Source organism: Geomonas sp. Red32 (genome assembly GCF_023652955.1).
GTDB lineage: Bacteria > Desulfobacterota > Desulfuromonadia > Geobacterales > Geobacteraceae > Geomonas.
In genome coordinates this window covers 1169611-1195798 of record NZ_JAKLOY010000001.1, presented here as the reverse complement: position 1 = coordinate 1195798, position 26188 = coordinate 1169611, and the positions used below count along the sequence as shown (strand labels likewise).

Here is a 26188-nt window from a genome sequence, read left to right as displayed (position 1 = left end):
TTATGAATTGGCCCCGGGAGTGTCAAGACTATTCTTTCCCGAACTCCATCTCCGCCATCTTCTTGTAGAGGTCGTAGCGGCGGGCGGTAAGCTCGGTGGAGCGGGCCATGAGGGCCGCGGCGGCCTCGGGGTTGTTCTTCTTGAGGACGCGGTAGCGGTTTTCGCCGTAGGCGTACTCTTCGAGCGAGATGCTCGGGTCCTTGGAGTCGAGGATGAGCGGGTTCTTGCCCTGCTCGGCCAGCTCGGGGTTGTAACGGACCAGCGGCCAGTGGCCGGAGGCGACCGCACGCTTCTGGGTCTCGACGGCGGTGGCCATGTCGATGCCGTGGGCGATGCAGTGGCTGTAGGCGAGGATCAGGGACGGGCCGTCGTAGGCTTCCGCCTCGATGAAGGCCTTCACGCACTGGGCCGGGTTGGAGAGCGCCACCTTGGCCACGTAGACGTTACCGTAGGCCATGGCGATCATGCCGAGGTCCTTCTTGGCCTGCGGCTTGCCGCCCGCCGCGAACTGGGCGACGGCGCCCATCGGGGTGGACTTGGAAGCCTGGCCGCCGGTGTTGGAGTAGACCTCGGTGTCGAGGACCAGGAGGTTCACGTTCTTGCCGGAAGCGATGACGTGGTCGAGGCCGCCGTAGCCGATGTCGTAGGCCCAGCCGTCGCCGCCCACGATCCAGACGGACTTCTTGACCAGGTAGTCGGCCAGCGGGAGGAGCTGCTTGGCAGCCGGCTCGTTGCAGGTGGCGAGGGCTTCCTTCAGCTTGGCCACGCGGCCGCGCTGGAGCTCGACGCCCGCCTGGGTGACCTGGTCGGCGGCAACGATCTCGGCCATGACGTCCTTGATGCCGGCGCAGGCGGAGCAGGAGCATCCCTGGAGCTCGGCGAGGAGCTCGAGAGCGGCCTGGTTGAACTTGTCAGCGGCGAGCCTCATGCCGAAACCGAACTCGGCGTTGTCCTCGAACAGGGAGTTGGACCAGGCCGGACCGCGGCCGTCCTTGTTCTTCGCCCACGGGGTGGTGGGGAGGTTGCCGCCGTAGATCGAGGAGCAGCCGGTGGCGTTGGCGATCAGGGCCCGGTCGCCGAACAGCTGGGAGAGGAGCTTCAGGTACGGAGTCTCGCCGCAGCCGGCGCAGGCACCGGAGTACTCGAAGAGCGGGGTGATCAGCTGGCTCCCCTTGAGGGTCTCCGGCTTGACGAGGGCCGGGTTGGTGTCCGGAATGGCCAGGAAGAAGTCGTAGTTGGCAGCCTCGGAAGCCCTGAGCGGGGCCTGGAACTTCATGTTGATGGCCTTGTGCTTCGGATCTTCCTTGGATTTGGCCGGGCAGTTGGCAACGCAGGCGCCGCAGCCGGTGCAGTCTTCCGGACCGACCTGGACGGTGCACTTCATCCCTTTGAACTCGTTACCGCGGGCATCGGCCGCCTTGAAGGTGGCCGGGGCGCCGGCGAGCTTGTCGGCGTCGTAGACCTTCATCCTGATGGTGGCGTGCGGGCAGATGAAGGAGCAGATGCCGCACTGGATGCAGAGGGCCTCGTCCCAGACCGGGATGTCGACCGCGATGTTACGCTTCTCGTACTGCGAGGTGCCGGTCGGGAAGGTGCCGTCGGCCGGCATCTTGGAAACCGGGAGCTGGTCGCCGAGGCCGGCGATCATGGTGGCGGTCACGTTCTGGACGAACTCCGGAGCGTGGGCGCCGACGACCGGCGGTTTGGTCAGCTTGGAAGTAGCGGCGGCCGGGACGGCCACTTCGAAGATGTTCTCCAGGGCGGCGTCCACCGCCTTGTTGTTCATCTCGACGACCTTCTCGCCGGACTTGCCGTACGACTTCTTGATGGCGTCCTTGATGGCGGCCAGCGCGGTCTCCAGCGGGATGATGTTGGAGATCTTGAAGAAGGCGGTCTGCATGATCACGTTGATCCTGGCGCCCAGGCCGAGCTTCTCGGCCAGCTCGATGGCGTTGATCACGTAGAACTTGAGCTTCTTGGCGATGATCTGCTGCTGCACCTCGACCGGCATGGAGTCCCAGACCTGGTCGTGCTCGAACGGCGAGCAGAGGAGGAAGGTGGCGCCTTCCTTGGCGCTGACGAGCATGTCGTACTTCTCGAGGAAGGAGAAGTTGTGGCAGGCGACGAAGTCGGCCTGGTTGATCAGGTACGGGGAACGGATCTCGTTCTTGCCGAACCTGAGGTGCGAGGTGGTCACCGAACCGGCCTTCTTGGAGTCATACACGAAGTAGGCCTGGACGTTGTTGTCGGTCAGCTCGCCGATGATCTTGATGGAGTTCTTGTTGGCGCCGACGGTGCCGTCGGAGCCCAGGCCGAAGAACATGGCGGCGTAGGTGCCGGCGGAGGGGTTCACGAAGTTCGCATCGTAGTCGAGCGAGCAGTTGGTGACGTCCTCGACGATGCCGACCACGAAGTGGTTCTTCGGCTTGTCGGCCTTGAGGTTGTCGAAGACCCCCTTGGCCATCCCCGGGGTGAACTCCTTGGAGCCCAGGCCGAAGCGGCCGCCGACGATGATCGGGTACTGCTTGAAGTTGCACTGGCCGTCGGCCAGCGCCTCGCCGATGGCGGTCCGGATGTCGAGGTAGAGCGGCTCGCCCAGGGAGCCCGGCTCCTTGGTGCGGTCGAGGACGGCGATCTTCTTCACGGAAGCCGGCAGGGCGGCGGCGATGGCGGCGACCGGGAACGGCCTGAACAGGCGGACCTTGAGGAGGCCGACCTTTTCACCGGCGGCGGTGAGGGTAGCCACGGTCTCCTGGACGGTGTCGGCGGCGGAGCCCATCACGATGATGACGCGCTCGGCGTCGGGGGCGCCGACGTACTCGGCCAGCTTGTACTGACGGCCGGCCACCTTGGCGAACTTGTCCATCTCTTCCTGGACGATGGTGAGGCATTCCGGGTAGTAGGGGTTGACGGTCTCGCGCCCCTGGAAGTAGACGTCCGGGTTCTGGGCGGTGCCGCGCATGACCGGGCGGTCCGGGGTCATGCAGCGGTCGCGGTGCGCCTGCACCAGTTCGGAGGGGATCATGGCGCGCATGTCGTCGAAGGTGAGTTCCTCGACCTTCTGAACCTCATGGGAGGTCCTGAAGCCGTCGAAGAAGTGCATGAACGGCACGCGGGCCCTGAGGGTGGCGGCCTGGGCGATCAGGGCGAAGTCCATGACCTCCTGCACGTTGTTCGAGCAGAGCATGGCCCAGCCGGTGGCGCGGGCAGCCATGACGTCGGAGTGGTCGCCGAAGATGTTGAGGGCGGCAGCCGAGATGGCGCGGGCCGAGATGTGGAAGACGGTGGAGGTCAGCTCGCCGGCGATCTTGAACATGTTCGGGATCATCAGCAAGAGGCCCTGGCTGGCGGTGAAGGTGGTGGTCAGCGCGCCGGCCTGCAGGGAGCCGTGGACGGCACCGGAAGCGCCACCCTCGGACTGCATCTCGGCTACCGACGGAACGGTATTCCAGATGTTCTTCTCGCCGCGAGCGCTCTTCTCGTCGGAGATCTCGCCCATCACCGACGAAGGGGTGATCGGGTAAATGGCGATCACCTCGTTGGTCGCGTGGGCCACGTGGGCTGCTGCAGTGTTGCCGTCGATTGTTACCATTCTGCGGGACATTGATTTCCTCCTGTTGGGTTTAGAGAACCGGTCGAACCTAGGGGTGAAATTGCTATCTCAACGAATCAAGTAGTCGCAAAGCTGTCAAACGGGAACAAACACGGGCCGCCAGGGGGGGCGGGACTAAAGCTCCGAACGCCCCTCGACGGCCCTTTGGACGGTAGCCGCATCCACGTACTCCAGATCGCTTCCGATCGGGATGCCGTGGGCCAGCCTGGTGACCTTGATCTCCAGCGGCTTGATAAGCTTGGTGAGGTAGAGGGCGGTGGCCTCTCCCTCCACGGTGAAGTTGGTGGCGATCAGCACCTCGCGGACCTCCCCCGTTTTGAGCCGTTCCAAAAGCTCGGCGATCCTCAGATCACGCGGGGTGACGCCGTTTAGCGGGGAGAGCGCCCCCTGCAGCACGTGGTAGCGCCCCCTGAAGGCCCGGCTCCGCTCCAGGGCCAGGAGGTCCTGGGGCTCTTCCACCACGCAGAGGGTGGCGGGGTCCCGCTCGCCGGAGCAGATCCAGCAGGGATCGGTCTCGGTGATGGCGAAGCAGACCGAACAGAAACCGACCCGCTCCTTCACCTGCAACAGACTGTCCGCCAGGGCCTCCATGTTGGCCGGCGATTTCATCAGGTGAAAGGCGAGCCTGAGGGCACTTTTCTCGCCCACCCCGGGGAGTTTTTTCAGCTCTCCCACCAGCCGGGTCAACGAGTCCGAAAAATGTAGCATATTTCCCACCGCGGATAAAACATTTTTTTATTGGTTGATTTCACTAAAAAAATTTTTGTACCAGCAGCCGGTAATCGAAAGGGCGCACGGCATACCGCCTGCGCCCTTTCTCAACCGCCGGTACAAACCTGCCGTGACTTTAGAAAAGGCCCGGGATGCTCAGGCCGCCGGTAATCCGGCTCATCTCTTCGGACATCTCGGTGTGGACCTTCTTCAGGGCCTCGTTGATGGCGGTCAGCACCAGGTCCTGCAGCATTTCCACGTCCTCCGGGTCGACCGCTTCCTTCTTGATGGTGAGGGAAAGAACTTCGTTCTTGCCGTTAACCACGGCAGTGACGGCGCCGCCGCCGGTGGTGACCTCGGCAGTCTTCTGGGCCGCTTCTTCCTGCAGCTTCCCCATCTTCTGCTGCATCATCTGAGCCTGCTTCATGATCTGAGCTAAACCTTTGGACATCGTTATTCCTCCGTTTCTGTATTGTCGTAAACGTAAACCGTCTAACGTTGTTATGTTTCAGGGAGTTCCTTGGGGAGCTCCGTCACGTCCGCGATCTCCCCATCGAAGAGCTCCACGGCGGCCGCCACCAGCGGGTGCCCCTCCGCCTCGCGCCTCAGGGTTGCCTTCCGTTCGGCATTCTCATGGCTTTTTTTTTCCTCCAGGGTGGGAGGCGCGTTGGCCGGAACCTCGTTGAGGGCCACCACCTTGACGACCGGGTTGCCTCCGAAGTGGAGCTTGGCGAGCTCCTTGAGCTCGTTGAGCTGCTCGGGGTCCTGCAGGTACTTCAACTCGAACGAACCGGTCAAGCAGCCGATCTCCAGCAGGCTCCGCGAGATCTTGACGGGGCGCACATGCTCGAGCTGGGAGCCGAGCATGCGCTTCTTCGCTTTCACGAAGTTGACCAGGCTCCCCCAGAGATCCCCCTCGTCGACGGGAGGTCCGGCCGGAGCCTGCGAACGCTGGGGGGCGGGCTCCGCAGCTGCCTGTCCCCTTACCGGAGCCGCGGGCGGAGCCTGATCGCGCATGACCGGCTGGGAAGCGGCCGGCCTCGGTGCCGCCTGAGCGGACGGAGCCGGGCCTTGCTGCCGGGGAGCCGGGGCTCCCTGCGGGGCCGGGCGGGGAGCCAGGGGAGCGCCCCCTTCCAGCGCGGCCAGCCGGGCCAAAAGCTCCTGCACCGGAACCGCTGGCGGCAGGGTAGCCATCTTCATCAGGGCCAGCTCCAGCATGAGGCGGGGGAACCCGGAGTGGGCCATCTCCCCCTCGGCCTTTAAGAGCAGGGTGAGCCTTCTCTGCAGGTCCGGCAGGGTGGTGGAGGCAGCCAATGCACGGAGATCGTCCAGCTCGGCCTCGGAGAGATCGAGCAGTTCCCCCGTCTCGTTCCCCACCGCCTTCAGGATGGATATGCTCCTGAACTGATCGATCAGCTCGTGGCAGAACTGGCGCATGCTGTAGCCGAAGGAATCGACCTTGGCCACGATTTCCAGCACGCTCCGCACCTCGCCGTCCAGGACCGCGCGGGTCGCCTCGGCGATCAGCCGGCGGTCCACCACCCCCAAAAGGGCGGTGACCTCGGTGTCGCAGACCGTGTTCCCGCAGAAGGCGAGCACCTGGTCGAGCGTGGAGAGGGAGTCGCGCATGGAGCCGTCCCCCTTCCTCGCCACTACGGTCAGCGCCTCGTCGGAAGCGCTCACCCCCTCCTGGTCGACGATGTAGCGGAGCCTCGCCACGATGCGTGGCAGCGGGATCCTCTTGAAGTCGAAGCGCTGGCAGCGCGACAGGATGGTGATGGGTACCTTGTGGGGTTCGGTGGTGGCGAAGATGAACTTGACGTGGGCGGGGGGCTCCTCCAGCGTCTTCAACAGCGCGTTGAAGGCGTTGGTGGTCAGCATGTGGACTTCGTCGATGATGAAGATCTTGTAGCGGGAGCGGGAGGGGAGGTACTTGATGTTGTCCCGCAGTTCCCGGATGTCGTCGACCCCGGTGTTGGAGGCGCCGTCGATCTCGAAGACGTCGACCGAATTGCCTTCGGTGATCTCCAGGCAGGCCGAGCACTTGTTGCACGGCTCCACGGTGAGACCGGACTCGCAGTTCAGGGCCTTGGCAAGGATGCGCGCCGAGCTGGTCTTACCCACCCCGCGGGCGCCGGTGAAGAGGAACGCGTGGGCGACCCTCCCCCCCTCGATGGCGTTTTTGAGCGTCTGGCTGACGTGCTCCTGCCCGACCAAGTCGCTGAAGGTCTGGGGACGCCACTTTCTGGCAAGGACGAGATAGGACAAGGGAAACAACCTCTCGGCTCAAGTCGTGTAAGTTAGGTGATGACGAAGTGCGAAAAAAGCGGGGAAGGGAGTGCGGGGGATTGCGGAAAGAGCTGATAGCTGGGCTACCCCGCGGCACACGGTGGCGGTTACTGCCGCTGCTTCCTTCCGGACCTGACGGGGTTCATAACCTTCCGTTGCGCGGGACCCAGCTATCAGATCTGTCCGCAAAGAAATTTTTATATGGCGGAGAGAGAGGGATTCGAACCCTCGGTACGCTATTAACGTACACACGCTTTCCAGGCGTGCTCCTTCAACCACTCGGACATCTCTCCACAGGAAAACGATATATAATATACGGTTTGTGAATTGTAAAGCGATTTTTGCAGGAAGAGACAAATTCATTAAGGACGGCCGGTCCCCCACGCGGAGAGGCGCCGGCCGGGGCGGGGTCTTCAATGGGCGGTATCGGGGCCGTCGCTCCCCTGGCCGGTGGTCTTACGCTCCGTGATGGCCTGCCAGAGGGCCTGCTGATCCTCGGTCTTGAGCTGCTTCACGATCATCTCGCGCACCGACAGCAATTCCTTTTTGAGCGCCTCCGCACTCCTGACCAGGTGACGCGCACGGGGGTCGCTCCTGACGTAGGGGGCCAAAAGATGCACCGCCTCGTCGATTTTACGGCTCACCAGCACGCGCTCCTTGTAGTCGAGCTTTCCGGTTCTCAGCCGCTCGTCGAGGGCATCGAACTCGGCATTGAAGTAATTGAGCACGTCTGAGTGGATGATCTCGTCGTCTTTCATGTTTCACCTTTTTGCGCTATAGCCCGGTATTCGCGGCACATACCTACGTTTTCGGCAGCACCGGCCATTTACTTTATATTTTTTATCGATCTCTCTTGCCAAAGGGGATGCCCACTGTGGTATGTTGGATCGGGCCGTTCCCCCCACCGGAACGGCCTCTCCATTCGCGATGACCATGCCTGATCCCGATTACATACGCCGCCTAACCGGGCAACTCGCCTCCCCCGCCGCTCTCGTCAGCGTGTCCGGGCTGGAGGGGTCGGCGCCTGCCTACCTCCTCTCCCGGCTCGCCCAGAGCATGGACGCCCCCCTGGTGGTGGTGACCGCCGACCAGGAGGGGGCCGACGAACTGGTGCAGGAGCTCCGTTTCTACGCCAGCCACCCGGACTCCGTCCTCGGCTTCCCTTCCTGGGACGTCACCCCTTTCGACACCGCCTCGCCCCATCCCGACGTGGTCGGGGAACGCCTGAACGCCCTGGTGCGCCTTCTGGACGGGCGGGTCCGCACCCTGGTGCTCCCGCTCTCCTCCCTGCTGCAGCGGGTGATCCCGCGCCAGACCCTGGGCGAAGTCTGCCAGTACCTGCTGTCCGGCGAGGATATCGAGCGCGAGGAGCTGGTGGCCAAGCTGGTCAAGCTCGGCTACTCCCACGTCCCGATCGTCGAGGACCGCGGCAGCTTCTCGGTCAGGGGCGGCATCCTGGACATCTTCCCTCCCGACCAGCAGAAACCGGTCCGGGTCGAGTTCTTCGGCGACCTCGTCGAGACCATGCGCCTCTTCGACCCGGTCACCCAGCGCTCGCTGGAGCCCCTGGAGGAGCTGGTGCTGCTCCCCTCCCGCGAGGTGATCCTCTCCGAGGAGGTGCTGAAGGCGTTCGCCCCGAGGCTCAAGCGGCGCTGCGACCACCTGGGGATCGGCGCCGACCGCCGGCGCGAGCTCCTGGAGCAGTTGCAAAGCGCCATCTACCCCCCCGGCATCGATTTCCTGCAGCCCCTTTTCCATCCCGGCCTCGAGAGCGTTCTCGACTATGCCGGGGCGGACGCCGTCTACGTCGGGGTCGATCCCGAGGCGCTTGCCGAGGCGGCCGAGCGTTTCAGCGCCGACCTCGAGGCGGCCTACACCCGCGCCGAGCTCCGCGACGCCATCACCTGCGATCCGGCGGAGCTCTTCCTCTCCCCCCCCCTCCTCGAGGAGCGGCTCGCCCAAGGGCGCCGGCTGCTCCTCCCCCGGCTCCAGCTGGAAGGGGCGGGAGGCGAGGTGATCCGCCTGGCCACCCACGCCAACGCCGACCTCAAACCGGAGCTCAATACCGAAGGAGAGCGAGGGCTTTCCCCTCTCACCGACCGCATCGTCTCCTGGATCGCCGCCCAGAACCGGGTGCTCATCCCCTGCCACCAGGCGGGGCAGGCCCGGCGCCTCTACGAGCTCCTCTCCCACTACCGCCTCCCGCTGGAGATCTCCGAGGAGCGTTTCCCGGGCGCCGCCCAGCGCCCCCCCGGCCGGGTGGAGATCCTCATCGGCGAGATCTCGCGCGGCTTTAGGCTGGAAGCCGAAAAACTGGTCGTCATCGCCGAGGAGGAGATCTTCGGCAAGAGGGTGAAGAGGCGCGGGCTCTCCGAGGCGCGGAAGAAGCAGCTCCTCACCTCGCTCGCCGAACTCAAACCCGGCGACCACATGGTCCACATCGATTTCGGGGTCGCCATCTACCGGGGGCTCGAGCACATCGCCCTCACCGGGATGGAGGGGGATTTCCTCCTCCTCGAGTACGCCGGCGGGGACAAGCTCTACCTCCCGGTCGACCGCATCAACCTGGTGCAGCGCTACGTCGGCGCCGAAGGGGTGGAGCCCAAGCTCGACCGCCTGGGTGCCGCCGGGTGGGAAAAGGCCAAGGCCAAGGCGCGAAGCGAAGTCCAGGAGATGGCGGCGGAACTTCTGAAGATCCACGCCGCCCGCGAGGTCCAGCAGGGATTCCAGTACACCCCTCCCGACGACATGTACCGGGAGTTCGAAGCCTCCTTCGCCTTCGAGGAGACCCCCGACCAGGCCTCGGCCATCGACCAGGTGCTCTCCGACATGATGAGCACCCGCCCGATGGACCGGCTGGTCTGCGGCGACGTCGGCTACGGCAAGACCGAGGTCGCCATGCGGGCCGCCTTCAAGGCCACCCTGGACGGCAAGCAGGTGGCCATCCTGGTCCCGACCACCGTGCTCGCCCAGCAGCACCTGGAGAGCTTCTCGGCGAGGCTCAAGGATTACCCGGTGCGGGTCGAGATGCTCTCCCGTTTCCGCACCCCCCAGGAGCAGAAGCAGATCCTGGAAGGGGTCAAGAAGGGGGAGGTGGACATCATCATCGGGACCCACCGCCTGCTGCAAAAGGACATGGTCTTCAAGGACCTGGGGCTTTTGATCGTCGACGAGGAGCAGCGCTTCGGGGTGGCCCACAAGGAGAGGCTCAAGCAGTTCCGCGCCGTGGTGGACATCCTCACCCTGACCGCAACCCCGATCCCGAGGACGCTCTACATGTCGCTCATGGGGATCCGGGACCTCTCCATCATCGACACCCCGCCGGTGGACCGGCTGGCCATCAAGACCTTCGTCTCCCGCTCGTCCGACGAGCTGATCCGGGAGGCGGTGCTGCGGGAGCTCCGCCGCGGCGGCCAGGTCTTCTTCGTCCACAACCGGGTGCAGACCATCGGCGCCATGGCGGACGAACTGCGCCGCATCGTCCCGGAGGCGCGCATCGTGGTCGGCCACGGCCAGATGGCGGAGAAGGAGCTCGAGAAGGTGATGCTCTCCTTCATGCACGGCGAGGCGAACCTCCTTTTGTGCACCACCATCATCGAGAGCGGGATCGACATTCCGACCGCCAACACGCTCATCATCAACCGCGCCGACACCTTCGGGCTTTCCCAGCTCTACCAGCTGCGGGGCCGGGTCGGCCGCTCCAAGCAGCGCGCCTACGCCTACCTCCTCATCCCGGGCGAGGGGGCCATCTCGCCGGACGCGCGCGAGCGGCTGAAGATCATCCAGGACATCACCGAGCTGGGCGCGGGCTTTAGGATCGCCACCCACGACCTCGAGATCCGGGGCGCCGGGGAACTTCTGGGGGCCAAGCAGAGCGGCGACATCGCGGCGGTCGGCTACGAGCTCTACGCCGAGCTTCTCGACGAGGCGGTCAGGACCCTCAAGGGCGAGGAGATGCCGGAGCGGATCGAGCCGGAGATCAAGCTGAAGGTCCCCGCCTTCATCCCCGAGGAGTACGTGAAGGACCCCAACCAGCGGCTCCTCATCTACAAGAAACTCACCCAGCCGGCCGACGAGGCCGAGATCGACGACATCAGGGCCGAGCTCGTGGACCGCTTCGGGACCTTGCCGCAGGCCGCCGTTTATCTCCTGGAGGTCATGCGGCTCCGCGTGCTGCTGAAGAAGTTCCTGGTGAAGGAGATCGAGCTGGCCGGAGACGAGCTCGGATTCGCCTTCCACGAAAGGACCCCGGTCTCCCCCGATGCCATCATGGCGCTCCTCAGGAAGGAGAAGGGGAAATACCGCTTCACGCCTGACTTCAGGCTCTACGCCAAGGTCGCCGACAGCTCCTTCGACGGGGTCCTCAACGAGGCCAGAAATGTCTTGAAATGCCTGGGGTGATTATGCTAGCGTCTCATGGATTTGAATATATTTACGATAAAAAGGAGCTTACCGTGCACTTCAGGAAAACTGCCATCCTGCTGGCCCTCGCCCTCTGCGTGGCCGTTACCGGATGCAAGAAAGAGGCGGGCGAAACCAAGAAGGAGTCGAGCGGCGCCGTCATCGCCGAGGTGAACGGCGAGAAGATCACCGACCAGGATTTCTACCGGGAGCAGGAGAACCTTCCCCCCTACCTGAAGCCGATGACCGAAACGCCGGAAGGGCGCAAGGAGATGCTCGACACCATGGTGGTGCGCGACCTCATCATCCAGCAGGCCAAGAAAGACGGCATCGACAAGAGCGAGGCGGTGGCCGCCAAGCTTGAGGATCTGAAAAAACGCGTCATCGTCGAGGCCTACCTCAAGAAGAAGGTCGAGGAATCGGCCAGCCTGAGCGACACAGAGCTGAAGGACTTCTACAACAAGAACATCGACAAGTTCAAAACCGGCGAGCAGATCAAGGCCAGCCACATCCTCGTGAAGGACGAGGCCCAGGCCAAGGACATCGAGAAGCAGCTCAAAGCCGGCGCCAGCTTCGAAGATCTCGCCAAGAAGTACTCCCAGGACGGTGCCGCCCAGAAAGGTGGCGACCTCGGCTGGTTCGGCCGCGGCTCCATGATTCCCGACTTCGAGAACGTCGCCTTCGGCCTCAAGGAAGGTCAGGTCTCCGGGATCGTGAAGACCAAGTTCGGCTACCACATCATCAAGCTGACCGGCAAGCGTGCGGCCGGCACCCGCTCCTTCGAGGAGGTCAAGGACCAGATCAAGCAGGCGATCCTCCCGCAGAAGCAGCAGGAAGTCTTCAAGAAGCTCAAAGAGGACCTGAAGAAGAGCGCCAAGATCGACATCAAGGAAGACGCCCTCAAGCAGCTGAAGACCGGCGCCGCCGACGGTGGCCAGGCCGGGGCCGCTGGCAAGCCGGCCGAGCCCGCCCAGCCGGCTCAGCCGAAGAAACCGTAGCAGCGACCAGATAATCGGGAACCAGGCGGCCGGGCGAAAGTCCGGCCGCTTTTGCTAACCAGCACCAAAGAGAACGACCATGTCAAAGATCATTGCGGGCATCGCCCTGGCAGCACTGCTTCTCCTCCCCACCCTCCCTTCACACGCCGCGCAGGTCATCGACGGCATCGCCGCCACCGTCAACGAGGACATCATCACCAAGCTCGAGGTCGACAGGGAGTACACCCAGTTGCTCAAGGAGGCCGAGAAGCTTCCCGCCTCCGAGAAGATGGGACTCAAGAGCGCCGCCCTGAGCAGGCTGGTGGACAAGCGCCTGATCGAGCAGAAGATCAAGGAGCTCGACATCAAGGTCTCCGACGAGGAGGTCAAGGCCGCCATCGACGACGTCCGCCGCCAGAACAACAACATGACCCAGGCCCAGCTGGCCCAGGCCCTGGCCGCCCAGGGCACCACCTTCGAGCAGTACAAGGCGCAGCTCAAAGAGCAGCTCGAGCGGCTCAGGCTCATGAGCCAGGAGGTCCGGAGCAAGATCCAGGTGGGCGACCGGGAGCTGCGCGAGTACTACGACGCCAACCGCACCCGCTACGGGGCCGACGAGCAGTACCGGGCCCGCCACATCTTCTTCAAGCTCGACAAGAACCCGACCGCCGAAACGCTGGCCAAGGCCGAGTCGCAGGCCAACGAAGTGCTGAAGCAGGCCAAGGAAGGTAAGGATTTCGCAGAGCTGGCCAAGAAGTACAGCAGCGACCCGAACGCGGCCAAGGACGGCGGCGACCTGGGAACCTTCAAGCGCTCCGACATGGTAGCCGAAATAGGCGACACGGTGGCCGCCATGAAGCCGGGCGAGATCAGCCCGGTGGTCATGAGCCCCGCCGGTCTCCACATCATCAAGCTCGAGGAGAAGACCGTCAGCGCCGGGAAGCCGTTCGACGACGTGAAAAGCGAGATCGAGGACATCCTCTACAAGAAGAAGTCCGACGAGCGCTTCGCCCAGTGGGTGAAGGACCTCCGCAGCTCCGCCGCCATCGAGATCAAGCAGTAACCTCCGCCGAACACCTTGATTGAAAAGGGGACTGGCTCCGAAGATGCCAGTCCCCTTGCTTTTGCAAATCCTCCCAGCCTTCAGCCCCTTTTCGTCCCCCCCCTCTAGACAGCTCCAAATCAAACAGTTTCTCGCTTCCCACCTTTTGATTAAAGTGTTCGCCCTTTCCACCGATACCGATCTCATCCCACCCGGGGAGACGGTGAGGGCCAACAGGGTCAAGGAACGCAAAGGAGAGGTCGTATGAAACAAGGGTTGTCCATCAGGCGTAAGCTGTTCATCGGAGTCGGCATCATCATACTAACCGTGGTCGGGGTCGCCGGCACTGCGATCTACTCCATCTCCCTCCTCAACCGTAACATCGATACACTCACCGGCACGAGAGTCCCCCAGCTGCTCAGGGCGGCCGCCATCACCGAAGCCATCCACACGAGCGCCATCCACATCGATGAGGCGATCCTTTCGGGCGATCCGGAGACCGCCAAAAAGGAGCTGGAGATCACCACACGCAACCGGAAAGCGACCAACGAGAACATGGATAAGCTCAAGGACTCGATGGCCTCCGAGAAGGAAAAGGCCATGTTCCAGACGGTCCTGGATAACCGCACCCCTTACGTCAAGGGGCGCGACAGCGTGATAGCCCTGGTGAGGGAGGGGAAAAACGCGGAAGCGGTCCGGGCACTCGACGCGGTGAAGCCGATGCGGAGGGCCTTTCTCGACGCGCTGAAGGATCTCGCCGTCCAGGTGCAGGACCAATCCGCCGAGGCGGGACGCACGGCTAGAAACAATGCCAGGACCGCGCTGGCCGTGGTGGTGACGCTTTCGGTCGCCGTGGTGATCGTAGCCGCACTCATTTTCGTCTGGATCGTGAAAAGCGTCTCCATGCCGCTCAAGATGGCGGTGGACACCGCCAACAGGATAGCCGAGAAGGATCTCTCGGTGGCCATTGAGCAGGGAGACCTGACGGAGACCGGCCAACTGATGTCGGCCATGGCGAACATGGCGCACAACCTGAGCGAGATCGTGGCCCAGGCCTCCCGGATATCGACGGGGATCGCATCGTCGTCGGCTCAACTCCAGGCCACTTCGCAGGAGATGGCAGGCGGATCTGAAGAGGCAGCCGGGCAGACTCACTCCGTCGTGACCGCCACCGAGCAGATGGCGGCCACCGCAACCGACATCGCCCGCAACTGCCACGCCGCAGCGAAGAATTCCGACGAGGCGAACGCCACGGCCCGGACCGGCACCAAGGTAGTGGCCGACACCGTCGAGGTGATGAACCGGATCGCGGAGCGGGTCCGCTCAACCGCAGACACCGTCGAAAATCTGGGGGCCCGGTCCGACCAGATCGGCGAGATCATCTGCACGATCGAAGACATCGCCGACCAGACCAACCTCCTGGCGCTCAATGCGGCCATCGAGGCGGCGCGGGCGGGAGAGCAGGGGAGAGGATTTGCCGTGGTGGCCGACGAAGTGCGTGCCCTGGCGGAGAGGACGACCAAGGCGACCCGCGAGATCGGCGAGATGATCAAGACGATCCAGGCGGAGACCAAAGGGGCGGTTGCCGCCATGGAAGAGGGGGTGCGCGAGGTTCATCAGGGGACCCAAGCCGCAGCGAAGTCCGGCGATGCCCTCAAGGAGATTCTTTTCCAGATCGACAAGGTGAGCCAGCAGGTGAACCAGATCGCCATCGCCGCCGAGGAGCAGACGGCCACCGTCGAAGAAATCTCCGCAAACACCAACCGGATATCCAGCGCGGTCCGGAGCACTGCGGACGGCTCGCGGCACTCCGCGCAAGCAGCCTCCCAACTGGCAACCATGGCGGAAGAATTGAACGGGGTCGTGCGCCAGTTCAGGATAAGTGGCTAACCATCCCCCCTCCCTTGAGGGAGGGGGACCGGCCGCCCGATGACCGCCTCGATCCCGAAAAATACCAGGTGACCGCCATCCAGGATCGGTAGCGGAAGCAGGTTCAGCACCCCGAGGTTGACGGAGAGAAGTGCCACGAAGGCGAGGAAGTGGAGGGCCACCACCGTTGGCAGCACGTTCCCCCCTTTGCGAAGGGGGGACAGGGGGGATTTTCGTCGCAGTCGGCCAATCAGAGCCGGGGCCAGGTTACAGGGGGGTGGGGGAAGCGGCTACCTGCATATTGTAATCGCTTTGGACTCCTGTTATGATTTTGGTACCTAATAAGGTACCAAAAGGAGTCTAACATGAACTCACTTCCCGCACAGGAGTTGAAACGGCGCGGAATTGCAGCGGTGGACGACCTAATAGCCAATGGCGATGTGTATGTCATCCGAAACAACCAGCCGCAGTACGTGGTGCTTTCCGAAGCTCGCTACCGGGAACTGGTTGCCGAGGCAAACGAGGCATATCTGAGCCGTGTGCGTATGTCCCTGGAAGATGTGAAGAACGGGCGGGTGACGAGATTTGCCACCGCCGACGAGCTTTTGCAGGCGCTCGATGCAGAAGAGCCCGCCTGATGTATATCATTGCCACACCAGAACAGTTCCTGCGCCAAGCCCGCAGGTTCTTCAAAAAGCATCCCGACCTGCGGCCACCCTTTGCGAAAGTCATTTCCCAATTACAGGAAGACCCTTTCCAGCCGGCTCTGGCGCTGCACCCGCTGTCGGGGAAATTATCAGGTTGCCATGCCGTCAGGCTGACCTACAGCTACCGCATCACCCTCACCATCCTCATTACCGAAAAAGAAATAATCCTCCTCGACATAGGCAGTCACGACGAGCTGTACCGTTAGCGGTTAAGCGCCAACGACACCCCATAATTCCTCTCCCAATCACCCCAACCTTCACCCCTTTTCCGTCCCACGTCGCGGCCTGGCAAAAAAATCCCCCCTCCCCTTGAGGGAGGGGGCCAGGGGGTGGGGGAAGCCTCCACGAAGTGACTTCACCTCCACATTTGGTACAGGCGATAATCCTTGCTGAGCAGTTTTTCTCCCATCATGGCTCCGGCGCAGATGGTCGAGTGGGCGATACCCAATTCGGCGGCTACCGCCTTGCCGGGATGACAATTCCGTACGTACGCCAGGTAACAAACCAAGCTACGCGCCCTCCGGACATCCGGGGCCCGGCTCCGCCGCCGCACCTGCTCCGGGCTCAACCCGACCGCCGCGGCTACCTTTTCCACCACGTCCGATACCGAAACCACTGCGCAGTTTCGAGAGAAGATGTTCGCCGCCCTCCCCCGCACCGGCGCCCGTTGCCACTCCTGCGCTTCCTCGATCCCGCGCACGAAGGCGCTGGTGCCGAGAACGCGCCCGTCACACCGCGTTGGATCCGCCTCTACGCCTAGCCTTCGCACCCGCCGCTTTCCTCCCCCGGCCAACTCCCGCCGCTCGCCTTGCCCCACGCCCGCCTTCACGAACCGGCGGTAGGCCAGGAGGCAGCGGACCCTTTTCCTGCCGAAATTCTCCAGCACCTCTCCCACGCTTTGCCATCCCAGTACCATCCCCCCCATGATCGCACCATGGCCGCACCATGGGTGGCTCTCCAGATCCTTGTATTTCGCCACCTCGCCGGAGCGTAACGGGTGGAGGTGGAGGTAGCGGACCAACTCTTTGAGGGTGTTGTCCTCGCAGGCCACCGACTTGTAGCGCCCGCGGAACAGGCGCCCGCGCCGGCCGTGCCGCTTGTTGAAACCGCGGGCATAGCCGACCAAGAGCGGCAGCATGAAGGTGGTGAGCCTTTGCGTGGTGGGGCGCAGCAGCAGGTGGAAGTGGTCGGGCAGCAGGACCCAGGCGAGGCACCGGGTCCCCGTCCGGGCGAGGAGAGGTTCCAGCGTCTTGAGGAAGATGTCACGGTCGGTATCGTCCTCGAAGAGTCGTTGGCCCGGGACGGCTTTGACGATGACGTGCTGGAGAAGTTCGACTTGGTCTATGCGAGCGAGGGTAGGCATGCGGGAAGTCTACCAGCCTCCCCCTCGCCGGCAACCGAAAGTTGTACCCATTTCGACGTTTCTGGATGGGCAGATCATGGACATATCGACCTCTTGGCGATAACAATTTACGATGTAATTCCGGGTAAATAGCTGTAGTCCCACCATCTGCTCCCGCTCCGACGGTCCATTGGCGAGGGGGATGATTTTTCAGGTATTCCTATGCAATTCCAATAAGTTAAGCCATTTCTTTCTAGGTTCTAGAAAAAGTGACTTTTTCCACCTCGGGTTTGACAGAAACCACGAAAATGTTAAAAGTTACCAATCATGCAAACAGGAGGTGGCGTTATGGCAACGACCACAGCTGAACAGTACGAAAAGGGGAAGCTCTACAACCTCCCCCTAGCCCTCATCCACCCGACCCCCAACCAGATGCGGACACACTTTGACGATGAGGCCTTGGCGAACCTTGCCCAATCCATCGCCGTTCATGGGGTAATGGAGCCGATCGTGGTCTACCCCGACCCCGGTCAACCGGGAACATTCTGCGTCGCGGCGGGGTATCGGCGCTGCCTGGCGGCCCCCTTAGCCATGCTATCGACGATACCGGCCATTTTGACTGATGGTGAACCAGAGGAGGTCATGCTGGTGGAAAACCTGGTGCGTGAACCTTGCACCGCTATCGAAAGAGCCGAAGCGCTCGAAGCACTGAGGGTTAAGCATGGCTACCAGCCTGCCGACCTGCTGAACCGGATCAATTTGGGTTCAACCCAAACGTACGCCCTACTGTCGCTCAACAAACTGCCGGACAGCGTGAAGGACGACCTTCGGCAAAACCCAGGGGCGCCTATTGCGGTCCTGGCAAAGATCGCCCAGGCAGAGAGCCGAGCCAAGATGGTGGCGCTGTACAAGAAATACAAGGACAAGGGGTTGATTACCGGCGAAGTGATTGAGAAGGAAGCGCAGCCGGCCAAGCCGGCAGAGGAGAAGGAAGTAGACGTGTCGTTCGTGTCCGCCTTTGCGAAGAAAGTGGACGGAGTGGCGCTGGGGAAACTGAAGCCGGCTCAGCTTCAATCGATGAAAGACGACATCGCCACTGTTCAGGCCACCTGCGGCGCCGTCCTCAAGCATCTCGACGAACTGATCGCGGCCCAGCCATCCCCCTAACCGCCGCCGAAGCCCGAAAGCAACCACTGCCAATCCATCCCCCCCTCCCCTTGAGGGAGGGGGCCGGGGGGTGGGGGAACCCTCCACGGAGTGATCAAGCCAACCCCAGGCTGAATGACGGGCTGCCGTCCGGACTCTCCTTGATTGCTGAAGGGGACTTTGTTATATTTCCGACAAGGAGAGCGGCCATGAGCGAAATTCTATTCGTTGTTGAAGATGCACCAGAAGGCGGATACATCGCTAAAGCCCTCGGGGAATCCATTTTCACAGAAGCTGATACCCTGGAGGAGCTTCACCATAGCGTAAGAGATGCCGTGAAGTGCCATTTTGAGGAAGGCAAGGTGCCGAAGATCATCCGCCTCCATTTTGTCCATGAAGAAGTAATCGCTGTATGAGATTGCCGCGCGACATCACCGGCAACGATCTCGCGCAGGCACTCCGCAGCTTAGGTTATCAAGTCACCCGTCAGACAGGCAGCCATATTCGTCTTTCGACAAACGTGAACGGCGAACATCGCGTGACGATCCCGGCTCACAATCCGCTGAAAGTTGGAACCCTCGCTGCAATCCTCGCCGATGTTGCATCCCATCACAGGTTAACCCGCGAACAACTACTGGATCGACTGTTCTCTTAGCTTTTCTCTTCTCCCCTGCAATCAGCGCATCGCTGGCCCTACTTGACCGGGTCCTGCGGCCAAGATACCCGATAATGGATATGCCCCCTCGCCCAACCCTGGCGGCTATCTCATGTTTCCCAGCAGCAGCTTGCAGATGGCATCGAGCCCCTTGTCCTTGTTGGTTATCCACCAGTCCGCATTCGACTGGCGGCTCACCAACGGCTCGATCGCCTTGAACACTTCAGGAGAGGTTTCCTGCCAAACTCTCATTCGTTCCTTGCGGATCTTCTCCGCCCAGATAACCAGTTTAGGTGCGCCGACCAGCTTTGTCATCGCTTGGACCTCTTCCCTCTCAAGTACAGCCTTTCGACCTTTTCCCTGGCCCACGGGGTACGTCTCAAAAACTTCAGACTGGATTCGATACTGGGGTCATTGGTAAAGCAGCGGATATCGATCCGCTTCGCTATCACTTCCCACCCATATTCGGCTACCAGTTCGGTCAGCATCATCTTGAGCGAGACGCCGTGGAGGGGATCTTTCGAGCTTTCAGTCATCTGATTACCATGCACGTGTGAGATTGGTGAGGCAGAGTGGTTCAATTTCTTTTACAGCTCTTTTCGTACGATGTCGACCGCGATCTCCACAGCCGGAACGGTTCCCCAGTTCTCTAGCCAGTGCAAAGTGTTTCGGTCCTCGGGCCATCCAACGCCCGGCCCGTAATCGCCAAGGGTTTGGCCTGCCGAGCTAACAGGTTTTGTCGCTCAGACCAGCAGATCCTGCTCTTTTTTGGACAACCTTCAGAGCATAAAAGCCATATATTACACCAGGGGTACACGGTATTAACTCTTTAAGGTTTGGCCATTCATGGTTAAATAGGCTCATTGCTAACATTGCTGGCACAAATAGAATGAAAAACCAACCCGTGACACGCAGTTCGAAATTAGACAGCAAATGCTCACATTTGTGAAAGGCAAGTTTATAAGTCAGTTTTAGGAACCACCAAGAGATGAAGAATATAATCATGAACAACACGACACTTCCGCTGTCATACTTGCCATGCTTTAAAATTGCGCGTCCAAACCATACTGCAACAAACATGAAAAAACCGCCTATGAGGCCTGTCACAACAGCGAACAACGCCTCAAATAACCGGTCTGAATATTTATTTTTGTAGTCATCTTCGAGTTTCATGTACTTTTACCCTCGTAAAACTATGCAATTAATTCCAACTGGCCCCGTCTAGTCACGCATCCCGACCGGGGACCCCAACGCCAACTGAAACCCGGCCACTCATTGCCATTCCTGCTATGACGACTATCGAAAATCCGAGGCTGAAAACATAGTACATCCATGGCACGTTTATCACGTTTCTCTTGAATACGGCGTAGGTCTGGCCTGTACTGGCCTGAGAACTGCTTTCATTGAAGCTGATTTTGTATGATCCAGCTTTACTGAGGCTGATGGTCCCAATTATCCAATCCCGTTCCAATGTCATAGATTGCTTGGCCTTCGCGTTTCCACCGTAGGTGCTGGACTGCGACTGGGCAACCACGTCACCGGCTTCGTCAGTTAAAAAGAACCGGGCACTGCGCCTCCCCTCCTTCGACATTCCAAAGTTTTTGTCTTGGACGATTATCCTTACCGGGTTCATTTCCGGAGAAAGAAAAACCGTCTTGGCCTTAGCATCGTCAGTGTAGTGCCTCGCCCCCACAGACACCCCTCCCAAATGAATTGCCTTCGATTCCGCCAATAACACCCTGGCGGTCTCTTCGCCAGAAAACAGATCCAGACCTGCGCATGCTGCTAATGGCAAGATGGCGACTATTAGCAATAATATGGTAACGAGAAGCTGGACGGGCTTCTCTTCCGAATGGCGAGAACTTAGTCTGGCGGCAGAGCGAGGCTGGGAGGGAGGGATTTTACGCGAAGGAATGGCCGCTGGAATGGCCGCTGGAATGGCCGCTGGAATAGCCGCTGGTATTGCATTGAGGGCCGGAGCATCAAATTTCACCCCGCATCTTACACAGGCCAGACCTTTGGTTTGGGTGATGCCACAGGTTGGACAGACAAAAGAGCCTTCAGATGGAAAAGGAGCAGCGCTCGCGCCCGGCATTGAAGTTTGGGCGGGGGGAGGTTCTATTGGTTCAATGACCGAGATTGCACCAGTCCGATCGAAGATCGTCTTAAGCTCCTGGGCCTTTTCCAGGGAAAGCTCCTTTTTCAGGATCGTCGTGACGCCTGAGAACAAACGCTCAATCTGGACGACATCCGTCTTCAAAAGCTGGGCAAGCTGGGCCTTCACATCGTTGACATTCTGGCCGCTCGCTATTTGCCCATTGAAAGTAAGTCGAAACTTCATAGTCATTGTCATATCACCATTCGAACCCGATTCGGTATATTGAACGTTCTCGGCACGCGGGGGGGGAGGGGGACGTTAGATGGTTGAGTTTCTCTATGCCCTCTCAGTAACTCAACGAACCAACCAGCATCCCCCTCAGCCCCTCTAAATCCGCCATTCTTCATTTTCAGAGGCCGTACCGGCCAGCGGCGGTGTGCCGGTCGGTTGGCCCGAAAGGGATTTACGCATCAGCAGGAAAACAACCGCGCCCAAAGGCAACGATATGCTGATCGTCCACGCACCGTACAAGGGGGCGTACGCCGAGGCACTGAACAGTTGGACATACAATGGAAAAACATCCCAGCGCCCAGTCGTCCAATCTACCGAGAATTTAGCCGCTCCAAGCAGGATGAGTAGTATCCAAAGCCATTTTTTCTTAAGGGGTTTTGTCCTAACGCAGATCACCAGGGAGTAGAGGGTGAACAACGTGAACAGAACGGCCAGGGCAAGCACCGAGTATTGCAAGGGAGACTTGCCTGATAGAGTGAACCTGTTGAGATTTTCCAGGGAGTCGGGAATCGGGTTGAGGTTAAACCCGACGATGGTGGTGGCCGCGCCCTGTTTCTTCGTCGCGACGTTAACAAGAAGCCAGGTGCCCCGGAACTGGTACTCGTAGGTCATATTGGTGGTGGTCGTGACGTCGTTGTGAAAAGTATGCACCCCCACCACCGTCACGGATTCTGGCTTCTCCGCGGGGAACATCTGCGCCATCTTGACCAGTGCTTTTGGTATGTCTGGGGTATTGATGCTCGGATCGAGGTCCTTCTCAATTTCCTTGAACCGGTTTTGTCTGAGGAGGTCAATGTAGCCGCGTGCTGTGGAATCAGCCTCGGGCGGGATCATCTTTTTCATCAAGCTCGCCTGATCACAACCGGCGAGAAACATCATCATCACAACGAAAACAAGAAAACGCATCGTCATCCTTTCAAAGTCAGAAACCGAGGGGCCGTCGCTTAGTTTCACAAATACCTTCCCGCTGGCTGCGAGTTTTTAGCTGACCACCGTCGGTGGCTACCCGTGATTTTATTGAGTTGCGCAGAGTAGCTCACCAACCTCGGCGAATCACTCAATACTAGTGACCTTCCCATTTTCGAAGGTGACTTTTAGGGGGTAGACGGGGGGATGTGGGTAACTTATGTAACCTATTAATCCTGCGACAACCATCTCGCGGCCCTCCGGCCTTAACAAGTTACATAAGTTACCCGTGTACCCTCCGCCTCTCCCTCGGCTATTAGCCGCAAATGATGCTCTCACGGAGAGCTAAGGGTAATCTAGTACATTAGGCGCGACTATATAGACATCTCTCAGCATTGTCAAAGGTGAAACCTATAGGGTTCTCTATCAGAATAAGGCTGAGGAGTGCTTAGTTCGGTGGGGGAGGATTTGGGGAACCTGGTGGTGATCGGGGTGAAGGCTCCGGCATGAGTGCCTTGTTCGCCGCAGTGAAGTTGATTCCAACACCATCGACTACTTGTTTCACTGTGCAAATAACGCAACGTTCTTATTTGCACTTTCAGGGGGAAATGCAAATAAGCATGTCCCTTATTTGCGGTTTCCCAAGAAAGTGCAAATAAGGGATTCCGTTTTTCGTCTTTCAGGGGACGGGTGCCGTTTAGCGGGGCTCGATGGACGAACCATCAGCGGGGTCCGTAGGTCAGGGAACGGGGGCACGAGAGGGCCAGTGAGAGGCAAATCCCCCCTGTCCCCCCTTCGCAAAGGGGGGGACGTAGCGCCCATAGTCCTTGTTAGGAACCCCATTGCAGGTTCCCCGGAACTCTTCGAAGAACCTTCGCAAAAGGGGGGAGCTTGATTCTACGGTATTCGCGGATATTGAAAGGAATCCTGGTGGGTTGAGCAGGCACGGGGCGGTGCCCTGTATACGGGAGTGGGGGATGGGGACTGGCACCTGCGGAGCCAGTCCCCTTTTCTGTTAGAGCCCTTCTGCGGAGAGTTGCTCGATGAGCTCGCGCTGGCGGGGGGATAGCTTTTCGGGGACGTGGATGGCGATTTTGACGTACAGGTCGCCGCGCCCCTGCTTGCCCATGAGCGGGAAGCCGAGGCCTTTCAGCCGCACCTTGGTGCCGGTCTGCATGCCACCGGGGATCTTGATCCGCTTGGTCCCTTCCATGGTGGGAACTTCGATGGCTCCGCCCAGCACCGCCTGCGAAAACTTGACCTCGTGGTTCAGCACGATGTCGTTCCCCTCACGCTGGAACAGGGGATCCGGCCCCACGATCACGGTGAGGAAGAGGTCTCCGGAGGGGCCACCGTAACGTCCCGGGCCGCCCCGTCCCGCCACCCGCAGCTTGGCGCCACTTTCGATGCCGGCCGGGATCTTGACGGAGAGCTCTTCGCGGTTTCCGTCCCTCATGAAGGCCACCCGCTTCTCGGCGCCATCATAGGAATCCCGGAAGGTGACCTGGACCTCCATCGAGAAGTCTTCCCCTTTGCCACCCATTCCACCCATGCCGCCCATGCCGGCGCCACGTCCGTGGCCACCACCGCGCTGGCGGCGGACGGCTTCCCCGAAGATGCGGGAGAAGATATCCTCGGTACCGAATCCCTGCTGCCCCTTGAACATGTCCCCGACGTCGAAACCGCGGAAGATGTCCTCCTGGGAGAAGCGCTGGTGGAAATCGGTGGAGCCGAACTGGTCGTACTGCTCTTTTTTCTTGGGATCCGAGAGGACTGCGTAGGCCTCGTTGATCTCCTTGAAGCGATCCTCGGCCTTCTTGTCCCCCGGGTTCTTGTCGGGGTGGTACTTGACCGCCAGCTTGCGGTAGGCCTTTTTGATCTCGTCGATCGCGGCCCCCTTCTTGACGCCAAGTACTTCGTAGTAATCCCTCTGAGCCATGAGATCGATCCTTTCTTGTCCTGGAAGATTCTCCCCAGAATGTAATGGCTGCCTCCGGCCTTGTCAACCGTTGTAAACAGTTGACATTACCACATCCTCACGCTTAAATAGGCCGACTTATCCGGCTTCGACTCCGTCTCATCACATTTGACAATCCCATACTCCATCACCTCCCTCGAGTTTCCCGCGGCCACCACCCCGCCGCCCTCGACAAGGGAAGGGGAGATGGGTTTGGTACCCCGCAAAGGAGCCCTTCCCCATGATCAAGTACGACCTCATCGTCGTCGGCGCCGGCATCAGCGGTCTGAGCCTGGCAAGCTACGCCACCTCCGCCGGACTCACCACCCTGGTGCTCGAAAAGAGCAACCGCACCGGCGGCTGCTTCCATTCCCACCGTTTCCAGGGGGAGGCGGAAGGGTTCTGGCTGGAGCTCGGCGCCCACACCTGCTACAACTCCTACGGCGGCCTCATCGGTCTCATGGAGCAGTACGGGCTCATGGGAAGCATTCTCCCCCGTGAGAAGCTCTCGTTCATGATGCTGGTCGGCAACCAGATCAAGAGCATCACGTCCCAGCTCTCCTTCCCCGAGCTGATCACCTCGGCCTGGCGGATCTTCAGCCTCAAGAAGGAAGGGGAGAGCGTGGCCTCCTACTACGGCCGCATCGTGGGGAACAAAAACTTTCAGCGGGTCTTCGCCCCGGCCTTCAACGCGGTCATCTCGCAGCGGGCCAACGACTTCCCGGCCGACATGCTCTTCAACAAGCGCCCCCGGAGAAAGGACGTCATCAAGAGCTACACCCTCAAGGGGGGGCTTTCCAGCGTGACCGACACCCTGTCGGCCATCCCCGGACTCACCCTGGCCACCGGCGTTACCGTGACCCGCCTGGCCAAGAGCGGCGAACAGTACGTCGTCGAGCTCTCCGATGGAAGGAGCTTCGAGACCGCACGTCTCGCCATCGCGGTGCCGCCGCCTGAGGGATCCAAACTGGCCGGGGAAATTTCCCCCCCTCTGGCCCAGGCGCTCGGGAAGATCGGCGTGGAGACCATCGAGACGGTGGGCGTTGCGGTGAAAAAGTCGAGGCTCTCGGTACCCCTGCTCGCCGGTATCATCGCCCCCCAGGACGATTTCTACTCTGCCGTTTCCCGCGACACCCTTTCCCACCCCGAGTACCGCGGCTTCGCGTTCCACTTCAAGTCCGGCCGGTTGCCGCTGGAGGGGAAACTGAAGCGGATCGCCGAAGTGCTGGGGGTGAAGGCCGGGGAGCTCGAGCAGGTGGTCGAGCGTGAAAGCCGTCTCCCCTCCCCGGTGGTAGGCCACGGCGCCATCACCGCCGATATCGACCGCGCCATCGCGGGCAGCAAGCTCTTCGTGACGGGCAACTATTTCGCCGGGATGGCGATCGAGGACTGCATCGTCAGGTCCAAGAAGGAGTTCGCGAGACTCTCCGCCAAGATGTAAGAGGCGGGAGGCAGGGCGGTGAAGGGCGAGTAGCACGTAGGACGGCACCGAACGGTGCGCAGAGGAGTGACGGATGAAAATCATCGCCATCAACGGCAGTCCCCGTAAAAAGTGGAACACGGCCACCTTGCTGGAAAAGGCCCTGGAAGGGGCGCGCACCCGCGGGGCGGAGACGGAGATCGTGCATCTTTACGATCTCACCTACAAGGGATGTTCGAGCTGTTTCGCCTGCAAGATGAAAGGGGGGAAAAGCTACGGGGTCTGCGCGATGAAGGATGGCCTCACGCCGGTGCTGGAGAAACTCGCCACTGCCGATGCCTTCTTACTCGGCTCGCCGATCTACTTCGGCACCGTCACCGGGGAGATGCGCTCGTTCATGGAAAGGCTCCTTTTCCAGTACTTCGCCTACACGAGCCCCCCCACCTCCCTCTTCAGCCGCCGGATCCCCACCGCCTTCGTGTACACCATGAACGTCTCGGAAGAGACCATGAAGGAGTTCCATTACCCGGTCCACCTCGGCATGAACCAGAACTACCTGGCCCGCGTCTTCGGTCCCTGCGAAACTCTCATCTGCAACGAGACCCTGCAGTTCGAGGACTACGGCAAGGTGGTCTTCGAATACTTCGACCCGGAGGAGCGCAAGAAGCGGCACAACATCATCTTCCCCAACGACTGCCGAAAGGCCTTCGATCTCGGCGAACGGCTCGTCAAGTCCGCCACCAAGGGGGTCAGCTAGCCTCGGG

24 protein-coding genes, 1 tRNA gene and 1 other RNA gene are annotated in these 26188 nt (G+C 60.9%); 11 read left to right on the top strand and 15 right to left on the bottom strand.

The window, feature by feature from the left end; translation table 11 throughout:
• Window positions 1-28: 28 nt before the first annotated feature.
• The 7 genes from nifJ to L4X63_RS05190 form a co-directional block, all read right to left on the bottom strand.
• Window positions 29-3604 (bottom strand): pyruvate:ferredoxin (flavodoxin) oxidoreductase, encoded by a 3576-nt coding sequence (gene nifJ, locus L4X63_RS05220; RefSeq protein WP_250677526.1) that lies wholly within the window; start codon window positions 3602-3604, stop codon window positions 29-31.
• A gap of 123 nt (window positions 3605-3727) precedes the next feature.
• Window positions 3728-4321, bottom strand: coding sequence for a recombination mediator RecR (recR, locus tag L4X63_RS05215; RefSeq protein ID WP_250677525.1), 594 nt, complete (start codon window positions 4319-4321; stop codon window positions 3728-3730).
• A 139-nt stretch (window positions 4322-4460) separates the two neighbouring features.
• Window positions 4461-4775, bottom strand: coding sequence for a YbaB/EbfC family nucleoid-associated protein (locus L4X63_RS05210; protein ID WP_250677524.1), 315 nt, complete (start codon window positions 4773-4775; stop codon window positions 4461-4463).
• A 50-nt stretch (window positions 4776-4825) separates the two neighbouring features.
• Complete coding sequence (dnaX, locus tag L4X63_RS05205; protein WP_250677523.1) at window positions 4826-6592, bottom strand: DNA polymerase III subunit gamma/tau; 1767 nt, start codon at window positions 6590-6592, stop codon at window positions 4826-4828.
• A 94-nt stretch (window positions 6593-6686) separates the two neighbouring features.
• Window positions 6687-6785, bottom strand: an RNA gene (ffs, locus tag L4X63_RS05200) — signal recognition particle sRNA small type.
• Between the two features lie 30 nt (window positions 6786-6815).
• Window positions 6816-6906 (bottom strand) — tRNA-Ser (locus tag L4X63_RS05195).
• A 120-nt stretch (window positions 6907-7026) separates the two neighbouring features.
• Window positions 7027-7371, bottom strand: a complete 345-nt coding sequence (locus L4X63_RS05190; RefSeq protein WP_250677522.1) for a hypothetical protein — start codon at window positions 7369-7371, stop codon at window positions 7027-7029.
• Window positions 7372-7540: 169 nt separating this feature from the next.
• Between L4X63_RS05190 and mfd the strand changes: the two genes are divergently transcribed.
• The 4 genes from mfd (at window position 7541) to L4X63_RS05170 (ending at window position 14923) form a co-directional block, all read left to right on the top strand.
• A complete protein-coding gene (gene mfd / locus L4X63_RS05185; protein WP_250677521.1) occupies window positions 7541-11014 on the top strand; it encodes a transcription-repair coupling factor in 3474 nt (1157 codons plus the stop codon).
• Window positions 11015-11067: 53 nt separating this feature from the next.
• Window positions 11068-12012, top strand: coding sequence for a peptidylprolyl isomerase (locus L4X63_RS05180; protein WP_250677520.1), 945 nt, complete (start codon window positions 11068-11070; stop codon window positions 12010-12012).
• Between the two features lie 79 nt (window positions 12013-12091).
• Window positions 12092-13054 (top strand): peptidylprolyl isomerase, encoded by a 963-nt coding sequence (locus tag L4X63_RS05175; RefSeq protein WP_250677519.1) that lies wholly within the window; start codon window positions 12092-12094, stop codon window positions 13052-13054.
• Between the two features lie 243 nt (window positions 13055-13297).
• Window positions 13298-14923 carry a methyl-accepting chemotaxis protein gene (locus L4X63_RS05170; RefSeq protein WP_250677518.1) on the top strand — a complete coding sequence of 542 codons (1626 nt, stop codon included), beginning with the start codon at window positions 13298-13300 and terminating at the stop codon, window positions 14921-14923.
• Here the strand turns inward: L4X63_RS05170 and L4X63_RS05165 are convergent.
• Entirely contained in the window at window positions 14920-15099 is a 180-nt protein-coding gene (locus L4X63_RS05165) for a site-2 protease family protein (protein ID WP_502799895.1), read from the bottom strand. The genes L4X63_RS05170 and L4X63_RS05165 overlap by 4 nt on opposite strands.
• A gap of 168 nt (window positions 15100-15267) precedes the next feature.
• Between L4X63_RS05165 and L4X63_RS05160 the strand changes: the two genes are divergently transcribed.
• Together L4X63_RS05160 and L4X63_RS05155 are read left to right on the top strand one after the other, a co-directional pair.
• The gene (locus L4X63_RS05160; RefSeq protein ID WP_250677517.1) at window positions 15268-15540 is read left to right on the top strand and encodes a prevent-host-death protein; all 273 of its coding nucleotides are present in this window, start codon (window positions 15268-15270) and stop codon (window positions 15538-15540) included.
• Entirely contained in the window at window positions 15540-15815 is a 276-nt protein-coding gene (locus L4X63_RS05155) for a type II toxin-antitoxin system RelE/ParE family toxin (RefSeq protein WP_250677516.1), read from the top strand. Before L4X63_RS05160 ends, L4X63_RS05155 begins: the two co-directional genes overlap by 1 nt.
• Before the next feature lie 149 nt (window positions 15816-15964).
• Here the strand turns inward: L4X63_RS05155 and L4X63_RS05150 are convergent, their stop codons facing one another.
• The gene (locus L4X63_RS05150; protein WP_250677515.1) at window positions 15965-16972 is read right to left on the bottom strand and encodes a transposase; all 1008 of its coding nucleotides are present in this window, start codon (window positions 16970-16972) and stop codon (window positions 15965-15967) included.
• 327 nt (window positions 16973-17299) lie between these two features.
• Between L4X63_RS05150 and L4X63_RS05145 the strand changes: the two genes are divergently transcribed.
• The 3 genes from L4X63_RS05145 to L4X63_RS05135 all read left to right on the top strand — a co-directional run bounded on the left by L4X63_RS05145 (window position 17300) and on the right by L4X63_RS05135 (window position 18752).
• Window positions 17300-18118, top strand: coding sequence for a ParB/RepB/Spo0J family partition protein (locus L4X63_RS05145; RefSeq protein WP_250677514.1), 819 nt, complete (start codon window positions 17300-17302; stop codon window positions 18116-18118).
• A gap of 188 nt (window positions 18119-18306) precedes the next feature.
• Window positions 18307-18513, top strand: coding sequence for a hypothetical protein (locus L4X63_RS05140; RefSeq protein ID WP_250677513.1), 207 nt, complete (start codon window positions 18307-18309; stop codon window positions 18511-18513).
• A complete protein-coding gene (locus L4X63_RS05135; protein WP_250677512.1) occupies window positions 18510-18752 on the top strand; it encodes a type II toxin-antitoxin system HicA family toxin in 243 nt (80 codons plus the stop codon). The genes L4X63_RS05140 and L4X63_RS05135 overlap by 4 nt, the downstream gene beginning before the upstream one ends.
• Before the next feature lie 105 nt (window positions 18753-18857).
• On the opposite strand, the gene L4X63_RS05130 is transcribed toward L4X63_RS05135, so the two are convergent.
• The 6 genes from L4X63_RS05130 to L4X63_RS05105 all read right to left on the bottom strand — a co-directional run bounded on the left by L4X63_RS05130 (window position 18858) and on the right by L4X63_RS05105 (window position 23986).
• Complete coding sequence (locus tag L4X63_RS05130) at window positions 18858-19067, bottom strand: hypothetical protein (RefSeq protein ID WP_250677511.1); 210 nt, start codon at window positions 19065-19067, stop codon at window positions 18858-18860.
• Window positions 19064-19288 carry a VF530 family protein gene (locus tag L4X63_RS05125; protein WP_250677510.1) on the bottom strand — a complete coding sequence of 75 codons (225 nt, stop codon included), beginning with the start codon at window positions 19286-19288 and terminating at the stop codon, window positions 19064-19066. The genes L4X63_RS05130 and L4X63_RS05125 overlap by 4 nt, the downstream gene beginning before the upstream one ends.
• Window positions 19289-19478: 190 nt before the next feature.
• Window positions 19479-19925, bottom strand: a complete 447-nt coding sequence (locus tag L4X63_RS05120; protein WP_250677509.1) for a hypothetical protein — start codon at window positions 19923-19925, stop codon at window positions 19479-19481.
• Window positions 19926-19977: 52 nt separating this feature from the next.
• Window positions 19978-21099 (bottom strand): hypothetical protein, encoded by a 1122-nt coding sequence (locus L4X63_RS05115; RefSeq protein ID WP_250677508.1) that lies wholly within the window; start codon window positions 21097-21099, stop codon window positions 19978-19980.
• A gap of 138 nt (window positions 21100-21237) precedes the next feature.
• Window positions 21238-22095 (bottom strand): hypothetical protein, encoded by an 858-nt coding sequence (locus L4X63_RS05110; protein ID WP_250677507.1) that lies wholly within the window; start codon window positions 22093-22095, stop codon window positions 21238-21240.
• 967 nt (window positions 22096-23062) lie between these two features.
• Window positions 23063-23986 carry a DnaJ C-terminal domain-containing protein gene (locus L4X63_RS05105; protein WP_250677506.1) on the bottom strand — a complete coding sequence of 308 codons (924 nt, stop codon included), beginning with the start codon at window positions 23984-23986 and terminating at the stop codon, window positions 23063-23065.
• Between the two features lie 259 nt (window positions 23987-24245).
• Between L4X63_RS05105 and L4X63_RS05100 the strand changes: the two genes are divergently transcribed.
• A complete protein-coding gene (locus L4X63_RS05100) occupies window positions 24246-25445 on the top strand; it encodes a protoporphyrinogen/coproporphyrinogen oxidase (RefSeq protein ID WP_250677505.1) in 1200 nt (399 codons plus the stop codon).
• Between the two features lie 73 nt (window positions 25446-25518).
• A complete protein-coding gene (locus L4X63_RS05095) occupies window positions 25519-26181 on the top strand; it encodes a flavodoxin family protein (protein ID WP_250677504.1) in 663 nt (220 codons plus the stop codon).
• Window positions 26182-26188: the final 7 nt, after the last annotated feature.